We start from the raw sequence: 15,469 nt of genomic DNA, 5'->3' as shown, positions 1-15,469 counted from the left end.
CCCTCAAGATGAGATTTCCCAGTATGTAAGACCCCTTGAAGACGACGAGGTTGATAGGTTCGGGGTGGAAGCACAGCAATGTGTGTAGCTGACGAATACTAATCGGTCGAGGGCTTATCCTAAACACGTTTACTGTGACCCATACATCCGGTAGACAGCAGCATAAAAGGCTTCAGCAAGCCTAATCTTTCGTATCCAGTTTTCAGGGCGCAACTTGCTAATGCATGCATTAGCAGACGACCCACAAAAGTGGGTTTTCTTTTTTGTCCAGCACCTGATTTTATTTATGGCGGTCGTGGCGAAGTGGTTAACGCATCGGTTTGTGGATCCGACACTCGGGGGTTCAATTCCCCTCGATCGCCCCATTTTTTAATAAGTAGTATGGCATTTTTTGTTGGGGATTAGCCAAGCGGTAAGGCAACGGACTTTGACTCCGTCATTCTCAGGTTCGATCCCTGAATCCCCAGCCATTTAGTTGCGGAAGTGGCTCAGCGGTAGAGCATCGCCTTGCCAAGGCGAGGGTCGCGGGTTCGATTCCCGTCTTCCGCTCCATTTAAGTTGGCGCCATAGCCAAGTGGTAAGGCAGAGCTCTGCAAAAGCTCTACCCCTAGTTCGAGTCTAGGTGGCGCCTCCATTACAATTTTATAAAATGTGCCCTTAGCTCAGCTGGATAGAGCGTTTGACTACGAATCAAAAGGCCAGGAGTTCGAATCTCTTAGGGCACGCCATCTTTACTCAAATGCCGATGTGGCGGAATGGCAGACGCGCGCGACTCAAAATCGTGAGGGAAACCGTGGAGGTTCGAGTCCTCTCATCGGCACCATATTGCATAAACGATAGTTCATTAGATATTTTATCTAATGAGCTTTTTTTGTATTGCTTTAAAACCTCCTTCATAGCATTAGCCGATGCTAGCTTCGAAATGTACTCCAAATGAGAATTAACGTTGGTCGGAGATCATGATATCCGCTGGAGTGCACATCTCACTGAACGGAAACGTATATGAAAAAGTTGTTTTGGGTGAAAAGTAGGTTGCGGTATCGGCAGTAAAAGTAAACATCGCTTAAACGTCAGCAGGATGGATCAGCGATAGTGGTATTAAAACGTCAGTGATGGTAAAATTTGAGGAAAAGCATACAAACATTCATATCGACTTGAAGGAATACAAAGTATCGCAGGAAACGGGAGAAGGCGGCATGAGCATGGAATCCATCTCGCTGGCAGACGTGGAGAAGTACGTTCAGTCGGTAGACGGATTTTCGAAGATTTAGCGATATGAAGGTGCTAATGATCGCCATGGAGGAGTTCAATAGCTTCATGAGCGGGCAGAAATCTGCGGAAGAAGTAAGCAAGCTGATCCAGAATCGGGTGACGACGTATTTGAATGAGTAGATCGATGGATTAAAAAATGCTAAAGGTTCAGAATATGCATTAATCGGATAGTGAGTCATACTAAAATCCTCTATTGAAGGTTGTCTATTCACCTACTTCTATAAGAGAATTTTAGCTATGGCTCTTTTTTTTGCTCAGAAGAATGCTTGCTCTTATCGCAATATCATAGTCGTAGGTAAAAATGATCGTAGCGATGATTGCATTTTACAGTTAATATCTGTAAGTTAATACATAACTGAACTTTTCTGTTCTTTAAAATAAATACATAAGGGGGATATGAGGTAATGGACGGTATGTCATCAGGTATTATTTTCGGAATATTTCCAATAGTATTGTTTATTGTGTATGGTGTCGTTGCGCTTATGGGTATTTATTGTCTATTTTTACTTATTAAACTTTTGATAAGAGCGATCAAAGCTTTAGATATTCATTTAGATGAAAAAGGCAGACGATTATAATATTCCGCTGATAGGAAGCCATTCTTGGAGGTGCGTTAGGATGAGCCATTATAATAACAACCCGTTGCTGTTATCCATTCCAGAGAGTTTTGAAAGCAGCCGTCTTCTTATCCGCGCGCCCCAATGGGGGGACGGAGCGAAGCTGAATGAGGCCGTTAGAGAAAGTGAAGATGAGCTCAAACCTTGGATGCCATGGGCTCAAGCGATGCCTACGATCGAAGAATCTGAAGTTGTCATCAGGAAGTCACGGTCCAAGTATATGGATCGTTCAGACCTCATGCTGCTTCTTTTTTTAAAGGATACAGGTCAGTTGATAGGAAGCAGCGGTCTTCATCGCATAAATTGGCAAGCGCGAAAATTTGAAATCGGGTATTGGGCTCGTACAGCTTACAGCAGTCAAGGGTATATAACGGAAGCGACGAATGCAATTTCAACATTTGCAATAAATGAGCTAGAAGCCAATCGTATTGAAATACGTTGTGATGCTAGGAATTATCGAAGCGCGCGAGTTGCGGAGCGACTGGGCTTCACATTAGAAGGCATACTCCGAAATGAAAAATGTGATGTCAACGGTATTCTCCGGGATACGATGTTGTTTGCGAAAGTAAGAGGCAAAGAATTTTGAAGAAAAAGAACAGCACTATATATACTTATTTTTCAACCATGAATAGGTATCTTCGATCGTTCGAGGGAAGACAGAACCTTGCTCTTTCGTCAAAAGAGGAGCAGATTCCAACTCTTCTCTAGAACCCATTCCTTTACGGAGCTTGAAAGAGAGTGTAGGATACTTATAATGGAATGAAATAAATGATTATCATCAGACAGGGAGTGTTTACGGGATGGGGAACAAAACCTTCACGCTGAGCGAAGCGAACGAGATGCTGCCGCAGTTGCAAGAGGATTTACGGAAGCTTCAACACATTACGGCGCAATTTGAAGATTTATATATAAGTTATCAGAAAGAGAAGGCTGCTTATGAACAAGTTTTTGCTGCTATTGAAGGCAGTGAGGACCCTTTCTTTGAGAGGGAAAGCCAGCTGGAATTTATGAAGATGGAGGTAGACCTGTTAATTGAAAACTTCTCGCGAAAAGGCGTGCAGTTGAAAATGATTACTCCTGGTTTAATTGACTTTCCAGCGGTGCTCGATAATGAGGATATTCTGATTTGCTGGAAGGAAGGCGAAGCTGAGGTTAGCCATTATCATGGTTTACATGACGGGTTTATGGGCAGAAAACCGTTTCCGCAAGATGAATAGTATTCATAATTAATGACCAGCAAGGATTTATCCTTGGCTGGTCTTTTTAGTGTGAAGACAACACAAATTGATTAGAAACATTTTACAATTATTATACGTTATGTAAGTTGGGTGATGAAAATTGGAGATAAGAAGGTGTGAAATGAGAAACTGGAAAACAGCTTTTTCGCGAGGCATTTTGATGGCATGCTGTTCTCTACTATTAATGAGTTCTGTTGTATCTGCATCATTTGATTCACGTACTTCCTATGTGGGAGATAACAAAGAAACGGAGATAGCTGCTCCTATTATTAAACCGCAATGGTCATTGAACTACGAAGGTATAGCAGCAACAGGTGAAGGTAAAGCCTTTTATTTGTTAAAGGGAAAAGTGATAGCTGTTAATATTCAGAATGGGAAAAAACTTTGGGAGTATGGCAGTCAGCTCAAAGCTCCTGTCGTATATAAGGAAGGCCAACTGTACGTCAATTCGAGCGGAGGCCGTGTTCACGCTATTAAGGCGTCCTCAGGCAAGAAAGTATGGGTGGCTTCCGTGAACGCTAATAACATTCATGATATTATTCCGGATGGCGATCAGCTGTTCACCTTTAATGGAGACATTCAAGCTTACAGCATAAAGGATGGTAAATTTCAGTGGCGTGACAATTACAAAGAGCCGCTGCACACAAAGATACTGTTTCATGGCGATTTTATAATAGGAGAAAATGAGTTATCGGGTGCTTACACTTACTCGCTCCTTCATGCTTTTAATCGCAAGACAGGAAAAAGGGTTTGGGAAGCTGCACATTACAACTTTCCAATTGGTGCAAAGGATGGAACTATAACTGCGCAGAAGCTCGTTAACCTGTTCGAGCCTGCTCCATTAACTACACTTGATACCCTAGATATCAAGACGGGCAAAGTACTTAACAGCAAACAATATAATCCTCTAAAGATTGACTTAAATAAAGGAGAATCCGGCAACGAAGGAGACGCTTGGATTAACGGGGACAACGTATTCGTCAATTTCAATTCTGAGGTGTATAGTTACCCTCTAAATGCTGATCCGAGCAAAATAGAGCCCAAGGTGTATAAGCCTGTTGTTTACGCGCCAGGATTCAAATATGCGGCTGGGCCATATGAGGGGAAATTGATTTATACGAATGGCCGCGGGATATATGGGGTTAAATTAATTAATAAGACAACCGTGGATTATAATGCTGGTGTAACAGGCCTCATCGCACGTTTTGATTTAATTGGTAAAGGAATATATGTGGCGCAAACGGATGGAACGGTATCAGCTATTCATTTAGATACAGCAGCGCCAATTGTACAATTAAAAACAAATGAAAGAGAGTTTGGAGAGACGCTGCTTGAGAGCGGAATGATTGTGGTTCAGGCAAAAGGCAAGCTGCTCGCATTTAAACAACCTGCCAGCTTGAAATCTAGCGTCAAGTAATTAAATAACAGCTCAATGATCATTAATTACAAAAGAGCCCCGATTACGAAAAATCGGGGCTCTTTGCTTTATCGTAAAATAAACTCAGCGGTTACCGGATTATGGTCGCTGTGTTCGAATGCTAAATCTGTACTTTGCAGCCGAATTTTATCTACGTTTGAAGAAACGAGAAAACCATCAATTATGGCTCTGAAATTAACGCCTTCCGTGTATGCAATATCTAATGTACGTACAGTAGCGATGCTGTCGTCGACCATCCACTTGAAGCCGCTTGGTTTGAAATCCTCAGGAAACTGCTGAAGCCATTCTGGCCATGCCTGTGTCGTTTCGAATCGATCAGGGGCAGTGCCGGGCAGGGCATGGTTCCAATCTCCGCCTACAATAATATAATTGCCCTTGCCATTCTCCTTCTCTAAAAAAGCGGCTAAATAATCCAATTGCTGCTTGCGGATTTTGCCACCCTCATCAAAGGCAGATAGATGTAGATTGATAACAATAAGCTCTTTGCCGTTATTGACCTCAAATCTGCTTTCTATAAAAGCACGATCCAATTCAAGCTGCTGTATCGGCCAGCTCTCTTTGCCTGGAAGATCGTATCGCTGATTGCTTTTGTTTTTGAATGTTGAGAAGGTTAGAAGGCCGCTCTGAACGGAGCCCATTGGATTAAAAATCGGAACGGGAACCCATGCCACTTTATAGTTATAAGCAAATGCATAGCCGTAATCTTCCAAAGGTTTTGCCAAATAGTCTATTTCATTAATATGGTAGCTTCTTGACGAGCGGGCATCGACTTCCTGAAGCAAATAAAAATTGGACTGGTTTGTTTTCATAAAGGAGGAAATGGAGTCTAGATTGGAAATCGTTTGATTTTTGCTGCTGGAGCGTGATTTTTTACCTCCATCCATAAAAAAATCTTGTTTTTTGTCCAAGCCAGCATAGCCGATATTGAAGGTCGTAACTGTAAATGGAACGCCTTGCTCGATGAGTTGCTCTTTATTATTTTCTGACGTAATCTCGATAACTTCTGCGGGTTTATAATCGGATAAAGTAATATACAGTAAAAACCCTCCTGCAATCGCAACTGCGAGTAGGATAAGCGTACCAATTGTTTTTAATATCTTTTTCCCCATATGATCCATCCTTTCATTACGTATTGCGTTACTCACATTTAAGATTATAAGTATGCTATTGGAAATGTACCATGATATGGGTTAGGGAACTAGTTGTTTTTTATTGATGTCTTCTCACTATTCAGGAAAGTGATATTAACGATACTAAATAATGAGACTATAATTAAGCTCATTACAGGTCATATGCGACCAAGGATGGGGAATGAATGATGAATATCATAGCTTTTAAACACTTCGCTTTTGATGATGATTATGCATTTCGTTCATGGGCCAGCTTTGGAGGACATCGCTTGGATGTTAAGAATCCTGCTCTTGAGATTGATGTCAAATGGCTTGACGATATGGATTTGCTTGTTATATGCGGCGGGCCAATGAGCGTCTATGAAGAGGAGAAATATCCTTGGCTTACGGCAGAGAAGCAGTTCGTACGGCAAGCCATTCAGCTTGGCAAAAAAGTGCTGGGCATCTGCTTTGGTGCTCAAATGATAGCTGAACTGCTGGGAAGCCGAGTATACCGAAATACGCATAAAGAAATAGGCTGGCATTCGATTAACCGTACGCAGGAGCAGCATCCTTGGCTCTGCGGCATGCCTGAGCAATTTGTTTCGTTTCAGTGGCATGGCGATACCTTCGACTTGCCGCAGGACACGCGGCTCCTCGCTTCTTCAGAGGCGTGCAAGGTGCAGGCATTCGCTTATCGCGAGCATGTCATGGGACTGCAATTTCATTTGGAGACGACAGCTGCATGCATGGAATCCATGTTTGCACACTGGTCTTCAGAGCTAGTTCAGGCGCCATACATTCAAACAGCTGAACAGATTCGCAGTCAATTCGCGCGCACTGAGCAGTCTCTAACGCTACTACATGGCATATTGGATCAGATTTCCTTAAAGTGTTAATAGTGGAACCATTTTTGTTGCTCCCTTAGTCCAAAAGTAATATCATAAATGAATAATGAAGCGGCTAGATTATCGGTTAAGGAAAAGGAGATTTCAAGCATGAAGCACAATCGTCTCGGGAAATCAGAGCTCTACATAAGTGAGATCGGCCTTGGCTGCATGTCACTAGGGACAGATAAAGTAAAAGCGACAGCCTTAGTACATGAAGCGATCGAGAAGGGCATTAATTTTCTAGATACGGCTGATCTTTATGATGAGGGTCTTAATGAGGAAATAATCGGCGAGGCAATAAAGGGAAAACGGGCAGATATTGTACTTGCGACGAAGGTCGGCAATCGTTGGGAGAAGGGAAAAGCGGGCTGGTCGTGGGACCCGTCCAAAGCTTATATTAAGTCGGCTGTAAAAGACAGCTTGCGAAGGCTCCAAACGGACTATATCGATTTGTATCAGCTGCATGGAGGTACACTGGATGATCCCATATCGGAGACGATTGAAGCATTTGAGGAGCTTAAGCAAGAGGGACTCATTCGCTATTACGGCATTTCTTCCATTCGTCCAAATGTTATTCGAGAATATGTGGAGCGTTCAAATATCGTCAGTGTGATGAGCCAATATAGTATTTTGGACAGAAGGCCTGAAGAGCAAATATTGCCTTTATTAGAAGAGAAGGGCATTAGTTTAATCGCTCGAGGTCCGGTGGCAAAAGGGATTTTAACCGATAATGGAGCTGCCAAGGCGGATAAGGGTTATTTGGATTATGACAAAGAGGAGCTGTCATCTTTGCGAGACGTTTTGCTAGAGATGCGAGAAGGCTCTCGTGATTTGGCGCATACAGCAATCCGGTATGCTTTGGCCAATCCAGCTGTAGCTGCTGTCATTCCTGGCGCGAGCTCGTTAGAACAGCTGCAGCACAATATCGCGGCAAGTGAAGTTCTTCAGCTATCTCCCGCTGAGCTGGAGACCATCAAGAGGTTAAGTAAAGAAAACCGTTTTGAACAGCACCGTTAGAGAGTAGGAGAGGCTGCCTGATAGGCAGCTTCTTTTTGATTATAAAATAAAAAAGTTTTGATCCATTGATAGATATTTGGCGTAAGTGGCATCTGTCTAGTAAGGGGGATGAATGATGGAGGTTTGGGCGCCCGATTTGCCATCTCTGTTAAGCAGTGGAGCAGGGGCAGAAGCACAAGAGCAGTCGTTAGTTGAACGAACAAGGTCCGGCGATGAGGAAGCTTTCGGGGAGCTGGTGCGTCGTCATCGAGCTAAGGCGCTTGGACTCGCTGGCAGCTTGACGAAGGATGCGTTTATGGCAGAGGACATTGTGCAGGAAGCGCTGATTCGTGCATTTATGCACCTCGGTACGCTTACAGACGCAAGCAGGTTTATTCCTTGGCTGCACCGGATCGTGCGAAATCAAGCCTATATGAAGCTGAGGAGAGGCGGACCCTATAGCAAGGAGCGGCCATTCGTTAGCTTCATGAGCCAATCAGGGCTGCCAGCAGAGGCAGGTAAAAGCGGGCAGTTGGTTGATTGGAGCGATATCGATAGCATCCTGTTTCATTTAACAGATCAAGCCATGAATGAGCCGAGTGAAGGACAAAATCCGGAGCATGCTGTCATCCGCCAAGAAACGCTCCAGAGCATTCATACGCTGATCCGATGCTTGAACAAGCGGGAGCGGGACATTTTTGAAGCACGATTTTTTGGCGAGCTGCCGCCGGCTGAGATTGCTGAGCTGTTCGATACGACGACTTCAAACGTATACAATATGCTGTCGAGATCAAGGGTTAAGCTTCAGAAGGAGCGTATTCGCATATCGATTAGTTTATATGTGGAGCAACGGGCGTTGCTCGGTTTGCCCAGAAGGAAAATTCTCACTCCGCCCCCTATGTAGGTTCAGAACGTTTATGACAAATCTTGAATGGAGCTGAAAATAATGACGCTGGATAGGGATTGGTCCAAAACATGGACCTCGGCCGCTGCTGCTATACATGGCGCGGTGAGCTACACGGATAAAAAACATTTTACGCTAACAGATGTGATGGGATTTACCGGTCATGCCTTTCGCATGAATATTGATCCCGTCAGTATTAACGCGGCAGGGCCAACCTCATTCCCAGGTGGATATATATTGAGGAGGAATATAGGAAATCTCGGCTTTACGAGCTGTTTGGCTGATCCTATGCTCCCGTTAACGCCGGATAAAGTAGAGCGAACTATCGCTCTCGTTCAGCAGTCAATCGACCGTGGCATCCCTGCCATTTCATTTGATTTGTTTATACCTGAATTCGGTTTGATCTATGGTTATGATGATGATAAGCAGCTCTTTCATGCAAAAGATGTATCGAAGGACGGCACGATAAGTTATGCCGATTTTGCCGATTCCAAGATTGATTTGTTGTTCGTGACGACGATTAGCGAAAGCCTGCCTCACTCGAAATACGAAATATTGCGCATGGCGTTATCGATGATCGTGGATCATGGGCGAGGCAAGGAATGGACGCATGTGTTCGAGGATAAATTTGTACAGGGCTTAGCGGGTTATGAGGCATGGATTGGTGTGATGGAGCGGCGAAATGCGGATGAGCATGGTCATGCCTATAACATTGCTGTCATTTCTGATGCGCGTGAGTTCGCTGCTCGTTTTTTACGCGAATTGGCATTCCGCTGGGATGGGACAAATGTTGTGGAGAGAACGGTTCGCAAGCATGCGGGTGAAGCAGCGCTGCATTACGAGGTAGTTGCTGAGGCGCTGGGCAAGCTGAGAGAGCTATTCCCCTTCCCAGAAGGCGGCAAGCCGAAGGACCCTGAAACCGCGGATCGTGCAATCGTACTGCTTCGGCAAGCACAGGCGGCGGAGTCGAAGGGATTGGAGCAGTTGGAGCAGCTGTTTCATTTTATGAAGGAATATTATTCGGAGATCTGGGTGAACTGAGTCATCATTGTGTAACGGTTGGGCAAGTGTATGATGAAGGACAATGGGGAAAGTTTTTAAAGATATAAGCAGCGATAGCCTCAAATAAAGCTGCTCAAAAAAGTTTGACAGGGAGAAAGCCTATACCAAGGCTTTCTCTCTGTGCTATTCTTAGGGTGGAAGGTTTGACATTATCAACTGTATGAAATAACATTACAGTATCCTTCTTGAGAGGGAGTTGTGAAAATGAATAGTGAATTTACGGTTGCGGTTCACAGCTTAGTGCTGTTAGCTTATTTGCCTGATCATATGGCGAGCAGCGAGACCATTGCTCGCAACGTTTCGACGAATCCGACACGTATTCGCAAAATTATGAGTTCCTTACGGAAGCATGGCTTTGTGAAGACAAAGGAAGGAATCGGCGGGGGATATATTTTGAATTGTGAGCCGAATGAGGTTACGCTGGCCCAAATATATCGAGCACTATCAGGCGGTACGCTAAAGCCGCATTGGTGTTCAGGAAATCCAGAGGAGGACTGTCTGGTATCCGCGAATATTCAAGTGGTGATGGATCATTTTTTTTACGAGGCAGAGCTTCATTACGTGGCCTATTTGGAGCAAAATACGCTTCAAACTGCTTTGGACAAGATTCGAAAATGTCAGCAGCAGCTTAAAGAAAAGCAGGTTTGATGCTTTTCAATGCTTGCCAGTTTATGCAGGCATCATGTCTGTTTCACGATAGAGCGGTAAATATGGTTGAATACTGTATATTACCGCTCCTGTCATGAAGCTGATGCATTTGCAGCGGCTCTTTTTTACGTGTAAAATGTATCTAATAATAGTACAGTTGATTTGCCAATAATAATATTGATAGAAGCTGCAGCTTCTATTCGTAAAGAAAAGAGTGAATGTCATGTCAGAACAAACGATAAACAATTCAGCTTTTAATATTCCGTTATCCGTTCTTGATGTATCTCCCATTGTAGAAGGCGGCACTGTTGCCGAATCACTTAGCAATACATTAGATCTTGCACAGCATGCGGAAAAATGGGGCTATAACCGTTACTGGCTTGCGGAGCACCACAATGCGCCAAGCATCGCCAGCTCAGCGACATCCATCGTTATTGGCCATGTTGCGGCAGGTACATCCACGATTCGTGTAGGCGCTGGGGGGATTATGCTGCCGAACCATGCACCGCTCGTTATTGCTGAGCAATTCGGTACATTGGAATCGTTGTTTCCAGGCCGTATTGATTTAGGACTTGGCCGCGCTCCTGGAACGGATGGTCTTACAGCAGCTGCCCTTCGTGGAAACAGAAGAAGCAATGGGCATGATTTCCCCGAGCAGCTGGCTGAGCTGCGCGCGTTTCTAGATCCGTCGAGTGCTGAGGTGGGCATGCCAGTGCGAGCGATTCCGGGCGAAGGTCTAGAAATTCCGATTTGGCTGCTGGGCTCGAGCGATTTTAGCGCCTTGCTCGCTGCACAGCTGGGCCTGCCATTTGCTTTTGCAGGACATTTCTCGCCCAATTTCACAGTTCCAGCAATGAATCTTTATCGAAGCAGCTTTAAGCCATCAGCGATTCTCGATAAGCCAAAAGGAATGGTAGCGGTCAATGTCATTGCGGCAGATACGGATGAAGAGGCTGAATATTTAGCGACATCGATGCAGCAGCTGTTCCTATCCTTTATTCGCAACACGCGTGGAGCTTTGCCTGCACCTGTTCGCAATATGGATGACGTCTGGACAGCGCAGGAGAAGATTGCTTTGATGCAGCAACTAGGCTCTTCCATTGTTGGCGGGCCAGAGACGGTACGCACGAAGCTGAAGCAATATATTGAGGCGACGAAGGCGGATGAGATTATGGTCGCCGCACATATTTATGATCACCAAGCTAGATTGCGCTCATATGAAATTATAGCGGGTCTGTAATATACCGAATTAGCTAATAAAATTGAAGCAGAATAGAAAAGAGTGAAGACTTAATAACCAAGTCTTCACTCTCTTTTTTTGCTTTAAATGGGCTGATTTACTCGATAGGCGGATAGTGCCCTTTGCGCAGCTTATTAATGGAATAACCAAAGTCCATTTGAAGATGAGGATAGTCAGGGAAGTTTTTCCAATCCCCTCCCCAAGAGAAGCCAAGGCGCTTGGCGATTTCAACAACTTCCATCCAGTCGGACCGCCCATTTTTATTGCCGTCATACTCCATGTCCCATATGACCTCGCCCTTCTTCGTTCGCAGGGCAAAATCGACAGCGAGGCCGTAATTGTGATAGGAGTGTCCGCCTTGAACTTGCGTAACGACTTTACCCTCCGTTGTGCGTCCTTTTGCATAAATCGCGTTTTGCTCCTCGCTTGAACGGAAGCCGTCTGTGACGAGAATGGTGATGCCGGCCTTGCTCGTTTCGGCAATCAGCTCGGTCTGCTTAATGAATACGATCGGATGCAGTGCCGTTACGGGTGGAGCTTCAATAGGATCATTGTTCGGCAAGTATGGATCAAAGGAAAGAATAACTTTCCATAAAAGAGCAGCGGTTAGCGCTAAAATAATAAACAGCAGTATTCGGTTTCGCTTGCGCTTACTTCTTGCTGCCAGGCTCAGCTGAGCCGGTAATGTAGGATGAGAAACTTGATTTCGCTCCAGCATGCTGAATCTCCTTACGTTTTATATCCGCTTATTTTATCATATTGTTTATTTTGACACCCTAGTCTGTGGTAGGGGATTAGGCTTAATTACTATTGATTATGCTTTCTACCAATATTTTAGTAATGAGTTATAGAGTAGATTTTGGTATGCTTCGAGGATTGATCGCATGAGGAGGGTCTTTCGTGAAGCATACTTATACTAGATTTGCTCTAGCAGCATTTACTTTACTATATATCATAACACTTGTTGCTCATCCCATTGCGGCTCAAAGCACGCTGCCTTTTGATGATATATCAAGCAGCTATGCCAAACAGGAAATAATCGATTTGTATAATAAAAAGATTATAACGGGCACATCGGAGCGAAGCTTCTCACCGAAGCAATCGATCTCGAGAGCGGAGTTTGTCACTGTGCTGGATCGGCTGCTCGGGCTTGAGCCTGTACCGACGCCAGTATCGCCATATACTGACGTACCTATGAAGGCTTGGTATTACGGATGGATTCAGGCTGCTGTGCAGCTTGGCTTAGCAGACGGCGTCAGCGCCTCTTTGTTTGCACCTGCGAAGGCAGTTACAAGGCAGGAAGCAGCCGTATTATTAACGAGAGCATTGAAGAAGCTGGATCATAAATCGGCAGTAAAGCTAAGCTTTGGCGATGACAGCCGCATTGCTGCTTGGGCAAGTTCTTCTGTAGCGGCGATGAACGCTCTTGGCCTTATGAAAGGTGACGATAAGGGGAATTTCCGTTCAGGCAATCCGATAAGCAGACAAGAAACCGCAGTAATGATTCATCGGGTGCTGCAAAATGTGAACTGGGCGGCTGAGCTTGCAGCTAAGCCCAAGGAAACGATAAAGCTAGGCTGGCAGTATGGCCAGACGACGCAGCAGTATGAACAAACGGTTTTGAATTCTAATGTAAACACCTTGTCTCCGCGTTGGTATTTTACAGGGGAAGCGGGAGAAATATCGGATAACACGGATCCGTCTCTTGTGACTTGGGCGAAACAGCATAATAAAAAGGTATGGGCAATGGTCGGCAACCGCTCGGATCAAGCGGCTACACATAAGCTGCTATCTAGTTCCGCAGCACGCACCAAAGCAATCACGCAGCTGACAGGGTTTGTTACAAAATACAAGCTGGATGGTCTTAATATCGATTTTGAAAATGTAGCCCCGCAGGACCGAGCAGCTCTGACTGCATTCATAACGGAGCTATCTAAAAAAATGAAGCTCTTGAACGTTACGCTCTCGCTAGATGTATCTCCTGACCGTGATACGGACTGGACCGACGCCTTCGATTTTGCTGCACTTGGAAAGCTTGCAGATTATATCGTATTGATGGGCTATGATGAACACTGGGGAGACGGCTCGGAAGCGGGCTCCAACGCTTCTATAGGTTTTGATGAAGCCGCTGTAAATAAGCTTCTTAAATGGGTGCCAAGCCAAAAGGTAATATTGGGCGTGCCCTTTTATAACCGTGATTGGGATTTAAAGAAGGACGGCAGCGTTGAGTCCTCTGCATTTATATCATTTGGTGAGCAGAATGCGCTCATTAGTAAATATGGAATCAGGCCTTTATGGGACGCCAAAATCGGGCAGTACACAGCTGTATATATGAAGAATGGTATACAGCATAAAATATGGGTCGAGGACGGGCGCTCGTTAACCGAAAAATATAAGCTGGCTGTAAAAAGCAAGCTTGCTGGACTAGCTTACTGGTACGTAGGCGGCGAAAGTCCGGATATATGGATAAGTCTAAAAAATGCGGATCGATTTTTGGGTTATTCCTTCTCATAATAGTTATTTACCAAAACCGCTGAATTGATTCGCAAAAGCAAATGACATGGGCACCCCTCTAATCAAGAGGGGTGCCTTTTTTTAAGGCTGCTGCTAACCTATGAGATGAGGCATTATATGTTATGAATATGCTGTAAAGCAACGAAAACTAGATTCGTATTTTCCGAACTAGCTATTGCGTGGTGGAAATGTGTAAAATATGTTAGGCAGAGCGGTAATTATTGGTTATATGTAGATGAAATGAAGCCGCTAAGATGAGAGGGAGAGGGTCTATTCGTGAAAAAGTTTGCAGCATTATTTCTATCATTAGCTCTACTATTTTCTTTCGTAACGAACATCCAAGCAGAGGCTAAGCCTATTTCAGTTTGGATTGACGGCGAGCAGGTACAGCTTGGCAAGAATCAACCTACGATGGAAAAGGGAACGATTCTTGTTCCTGCGAAGACGGTTCTTCAAAAGCTTGATTTCCAAGTAACTTGGGATCAGAAAAATAAAGTCATTTCAGGCAAGAAGCAAGGACTAACCCTTTTATTCCAAATCGACAACTTAGGGGCAATGGCTAACGAGACGGAAATTGGATTGCTTGCTGCGCCTAAGATCGTTAAAGGAACTGTTTATATTCCTTTGCGTACGGTAAGTGAAGCAGCAGGTTATGAAATTACTTGGAATAAAGAGCAGCGCTCTGTTTCTCTTAAGGAGAATGAGCCAAGTAAAGGTTTCCTTTGGAAAGTAGAAAAGGACGGCAGCACCGTATATTTGCTGGGGTCGATACATATTGCGAACAAAGCGATGTACCCTTTGCGCTCTGAAATTCAAAAAGCTTATGATGCATCCGACTATTTGGTTGTAGAGGCTGATATTTCGAAGATGAATGATGAGAAGGTGCAAAAGCAAGTGCTTGATTTAAGCGTATTGAAGGATAATACAACGCTTAAAGATCATATCTCAGCTGATTCTTACAAGAAGCTTGGCGAGATTTTGAAGGAGAACGGCTTACCGGAAAATACGCTGGATACCTATAAGCCTTGGAGCGTTTCGTCTACTGTGGATTATCTTAGCTCAGCAAAAGAAGGTTATGATTCAGGCATAGGGATTGATGCCCATTTCTTGCAGCAGTCGCTGGAGAACAAGAAGCCAATTCTAGAGCTGGAATCGATCGAATACCAGCTTAATATGTTCAATAATTTTTCAGACAAACTGCAAGAAGAAATGCTGAAAGGTTCTATTGAGAACTATTTTGCAGAAGTATCAGGGATTGAAGATCTTACGAAAATGTGGGTTACCGGAAATGAGGAGCAGCTGCTCGAGCTGACGAAATCAGCTTCGTCGAATGCGGAGCTTAATAAAGCGCTGCTTACTGACCGCAATGCTCCAATGGTTGAGAAAATAACGGGTTACTTGAATGACACGACAAAAAAATCATATTTCGTAGTCGTAGGAGCTGCACATATGCTCGGCGAGAACGGACTCGTTCCACTGCTGGAGAAGAAAGGTTTTACTGTAGTTCGTCAATAACCGCATGTAAGAGAGAAGGCAATCAC

Annotated in this window: 15 protein-coding genes, 6 tRNA genes and 1 rRNA gene; 20 read left to right on the top strand and 2 right to left on the bottom strand. The window is 44.4% G+C overall.

Features of this window, described 5'->3' with window-relative positions; all coding sequences use genetic code 11:
• The 12 genes from AC1DOV_RS24225 to AC1DOV_RS24170 all read left to right on the top strand — a co-directional run.
• Positions 1–122: ribosomal RNA gene (locus AC1DOV_RS24225) — 23S ribosomal RNA — on the top strand; the annotation flags it as partial.
• Between the two features lie 167 nt (positions 123–289).
• Positions 290–365, top strand: a tRNA-His gene (locus AC1DOV_RS24220).
• Positions 366–395: 30 nt separating this feature from the next.
• A tRNA-Gln gene (locus AC1DOV_RS24215) sits at positions 396–470 on the top strand.
• Positions 471–477: 7 nt separating this feature from the next.
• Positions 478–552 (top strand) — tRNA-Gly (locus AC1DOV_RS24210).
• A gap of 8 nt (positions 553–560) precedes the next feature.
• Positions 561–634, top strand: a tRNA-Cys gene (locus tag AC1DOV_RS24205).
• Between the two features lie 17 nt (positions 635–651).
• A tRNA-Arg gene (locus AC1DOV_RS24200) sits at positions 652–728 on the top strand.
• A gap of 13 nt (positions 729–741) precedes the next feature.
• A tRNA-Leu gene (locus tag AC1DOV_RS24195) sits at positions 742–823 on the top strand.
• Between the two features lie 286 nt (positions 824–1,109).
• On the top strand, positions 1,110–1,271 hold the full coding sequence (locus tag AC1DOV_RS24190) for a hypothetical protein (protein WP_441884996.1): 162 nt from the start codon (positions 1,110–1,112) through the stop codon (positions 1,269–1,271).
• Positions 1,272–1,676: 405 nt separating this feature from the next.
• A complete protein-coding gene (locus AC1DOV_RS24185; protein WP_441884998.1) occupies positions 1,677–1,850 on the top strand; it encodes a hypothetical protein in 174 nt (57 codons plus the stop codon).
• A 40-nt stretch (positions 1,851–1,890) separates the two neighbouring features.
• Positions 1,891–2,475 carry a GNAT family N-acetyltransferase gene (locus AC1DOV_RS24180; RefSeq protein ID WP_477551277.1) on the top strand — a complete coding sequence of 195 codons (585 nt, stop codon included), beginning with the start codon at positions 1,891–1,893 and terminating at the stop codon, positions 2,473–2,475.
• 214 nt (positions 2,476–2,689) lie between these two features.
• The gene (locus AC1DOV_RS24175) at positions 2,690–3,106 is read left to right on the top strand and encodes a DUF2203 domain-containing protein (protein WP_339205123.1); all 417 of its coding nucleotides are present in this window, start codon (positions 2,690–2,692) and stop codon (positions 3,104–3,106) included.
• A 142-nt stretch (positions 3,107–3,248) separates the two neighbouring features.
• On the top strand, positions 3,249–4,544 hold the full coding sequence (locus AC1DOV_RS24170; RefSeq protein ID WP_477551276.1) for a PQQ-binding-like beta-propeller repeat protein: 1,296 nt from the start codon (positions 3,249–3,251) through the stop codon (positions 4,542–4,544).
• A gap of 68 nt (positions 4,545–4,612) precedes the next feature.
• Here AC1DOV_RS24170 and AC1DOV_RS24165 read toward each other — a convergent pair whose 3' ends face one another.
• Positions 4,613–5,674, bottom strand: a complete 1,062-nt coding sequence (locus AC1DOV_RS24165) for an endonuclease/exonuclease/phosphatase family protein (protein WP_441885006.1) — start codon at positions 5,672–5,674, stop codon at positions 4,613–4,615.
• A 206-nt stretch (positions 5,675–5,880) separates the two neighbouring features.
• Between AC1DOV_RS24165 and AC1DOV_RS24160 the strand changes: the two genes are divergently transcribed.
• The 6 genes from AC1DOV_RS24160 to AC1DOV_RS24135 all read left to right on the top strand — a co-directional run bounded on the left by AC1DOV_RS24160 (position 5,881) and on the right by AC1DOV_RS24135 (position 11,414).
• Positions 5,881–6,573, top strand: coding sequence for a type 1 glutamine amidotransferase (locus AC1DOV_RS24160; protein ID WP_441885008.1), 693 nt, complete (start codon positions 5,881–5,883; stop codon positions 6,571–6,573).
• Between the two features lie 99 nt (positions 6,574–6,672).
• The gene (locus tag AC1DOV_RS24155; protein WP_441885010.1) at positions 6,673–7,581 is read left to right on the top strand and encodes an aldo/keto reductase; all 909 of its coding nucleotides are present in this window, start codon (positions 6,673–6,675) and stop codon (positions 7,579–7,581) included.
• A 112-nt stretch (positions 7,582–7,693) separates the two neighbouring features.
• Complete coding sequence (locus AC1DOV_RS24150) at positions 7,694–8,464, top strand: RNA polymerase sigma factor (RefSeq protein WP_477551275.1); 771 nt, start codon at positions 7,694–7,696, stop codon at positions 8,462–8,464.
• Between the two features lie 42 nt (positions 8,465–8,506).
• Positions 8,507–9,505, top strand: a complete 999-nt coding sequence (locus AC1DOV_RS24145; protein ID WP_477551274.1) for a hypothetical protein — start codon at positions 8,507–8,509, stop codon at positions 9,503–9,505.
• Positions 9,506–9,730: 225 nt separating this feature from the next.
• On the top strand, positions 9,731–10,174 hold the full coding sequence (locus AC1DOV_RS24140; RefSeq protein WP_076271867.1) for an RrF2 family transcriptional regulator: 444 nt from the start codon (positions 9,731–9,733) through the stop codon (positions 10,172–10,174).
• Positions 10,175–10,397: 223 nt separating this feature from the next.
• Positions 10,398–11,414 (top strand): LLM class flavin-dependent oxidoreductase, encoded by a 1,017-nt coding sequence (locus AC1DOV_RS24135; RefSeq protein WP_441885016.1) that lies wholly within the window; start codon positions 10,398–10,400, stop codon positions 11,412–11,414.
• Between the two features lie 97 nt (positions 11,415–11,511).
• Here the strand turns inward: AC1DOV_RS24135 and AC1DOV_RS24130 are convergent, their stop codons facing one another.
• Entirely contained in the window at positions 11,512–12,132 is a 621-nt protein-coding gene (locus AC1DOV_RS24130) for a M15 family metallopeptidase (protein WP_441885018.1), read from the bottom strand.
• A 182-nt stretch (positions 12,133–12,314) separates the two neighbouring features.
• Between AC1DOV_RS24130 and AC1DOV_RS24125 the strand changes: the two genes are divergently transcribed.
• Together AC1DOV_RS24125 and AC1DOV_RS24120 are read left to right on the top strand one after the other, a co-directional pair.
• Positions 12,315–13,928 (top strand): S-layer homology domain-containing protein, encoded by a 1,614-nt coding sequence (locus AC1DOV_RS24125; protein ID WP_477551273.1) that lies wholly within the window; start codon positions 12,315–12,317, stop codon positions 13,926–13,928.
• A gap of 276 nt (positions 13,929–14,204) precedes the next feature.
• A complete protein-coding gene (locus AC1DOV_RS24120; RefSeq protein ID WP_477551272.1) occupies positions 14,205–15,443 on the top strand; it encodes a TraB/GumN family protein in 1,239 nt (412 codons plus the stop codon).
• Positions 15,444–15,469: the final 26 nt, after the last annotated feature.

The organism is Paenibacillus sp. 01T47, assembly GCF_056398245.1.
The sequence above is the reverse complement of the archived record's forward strand: the minus strand, read 5'-3'. Positions and strand labels throughout refer to the sequence as shown.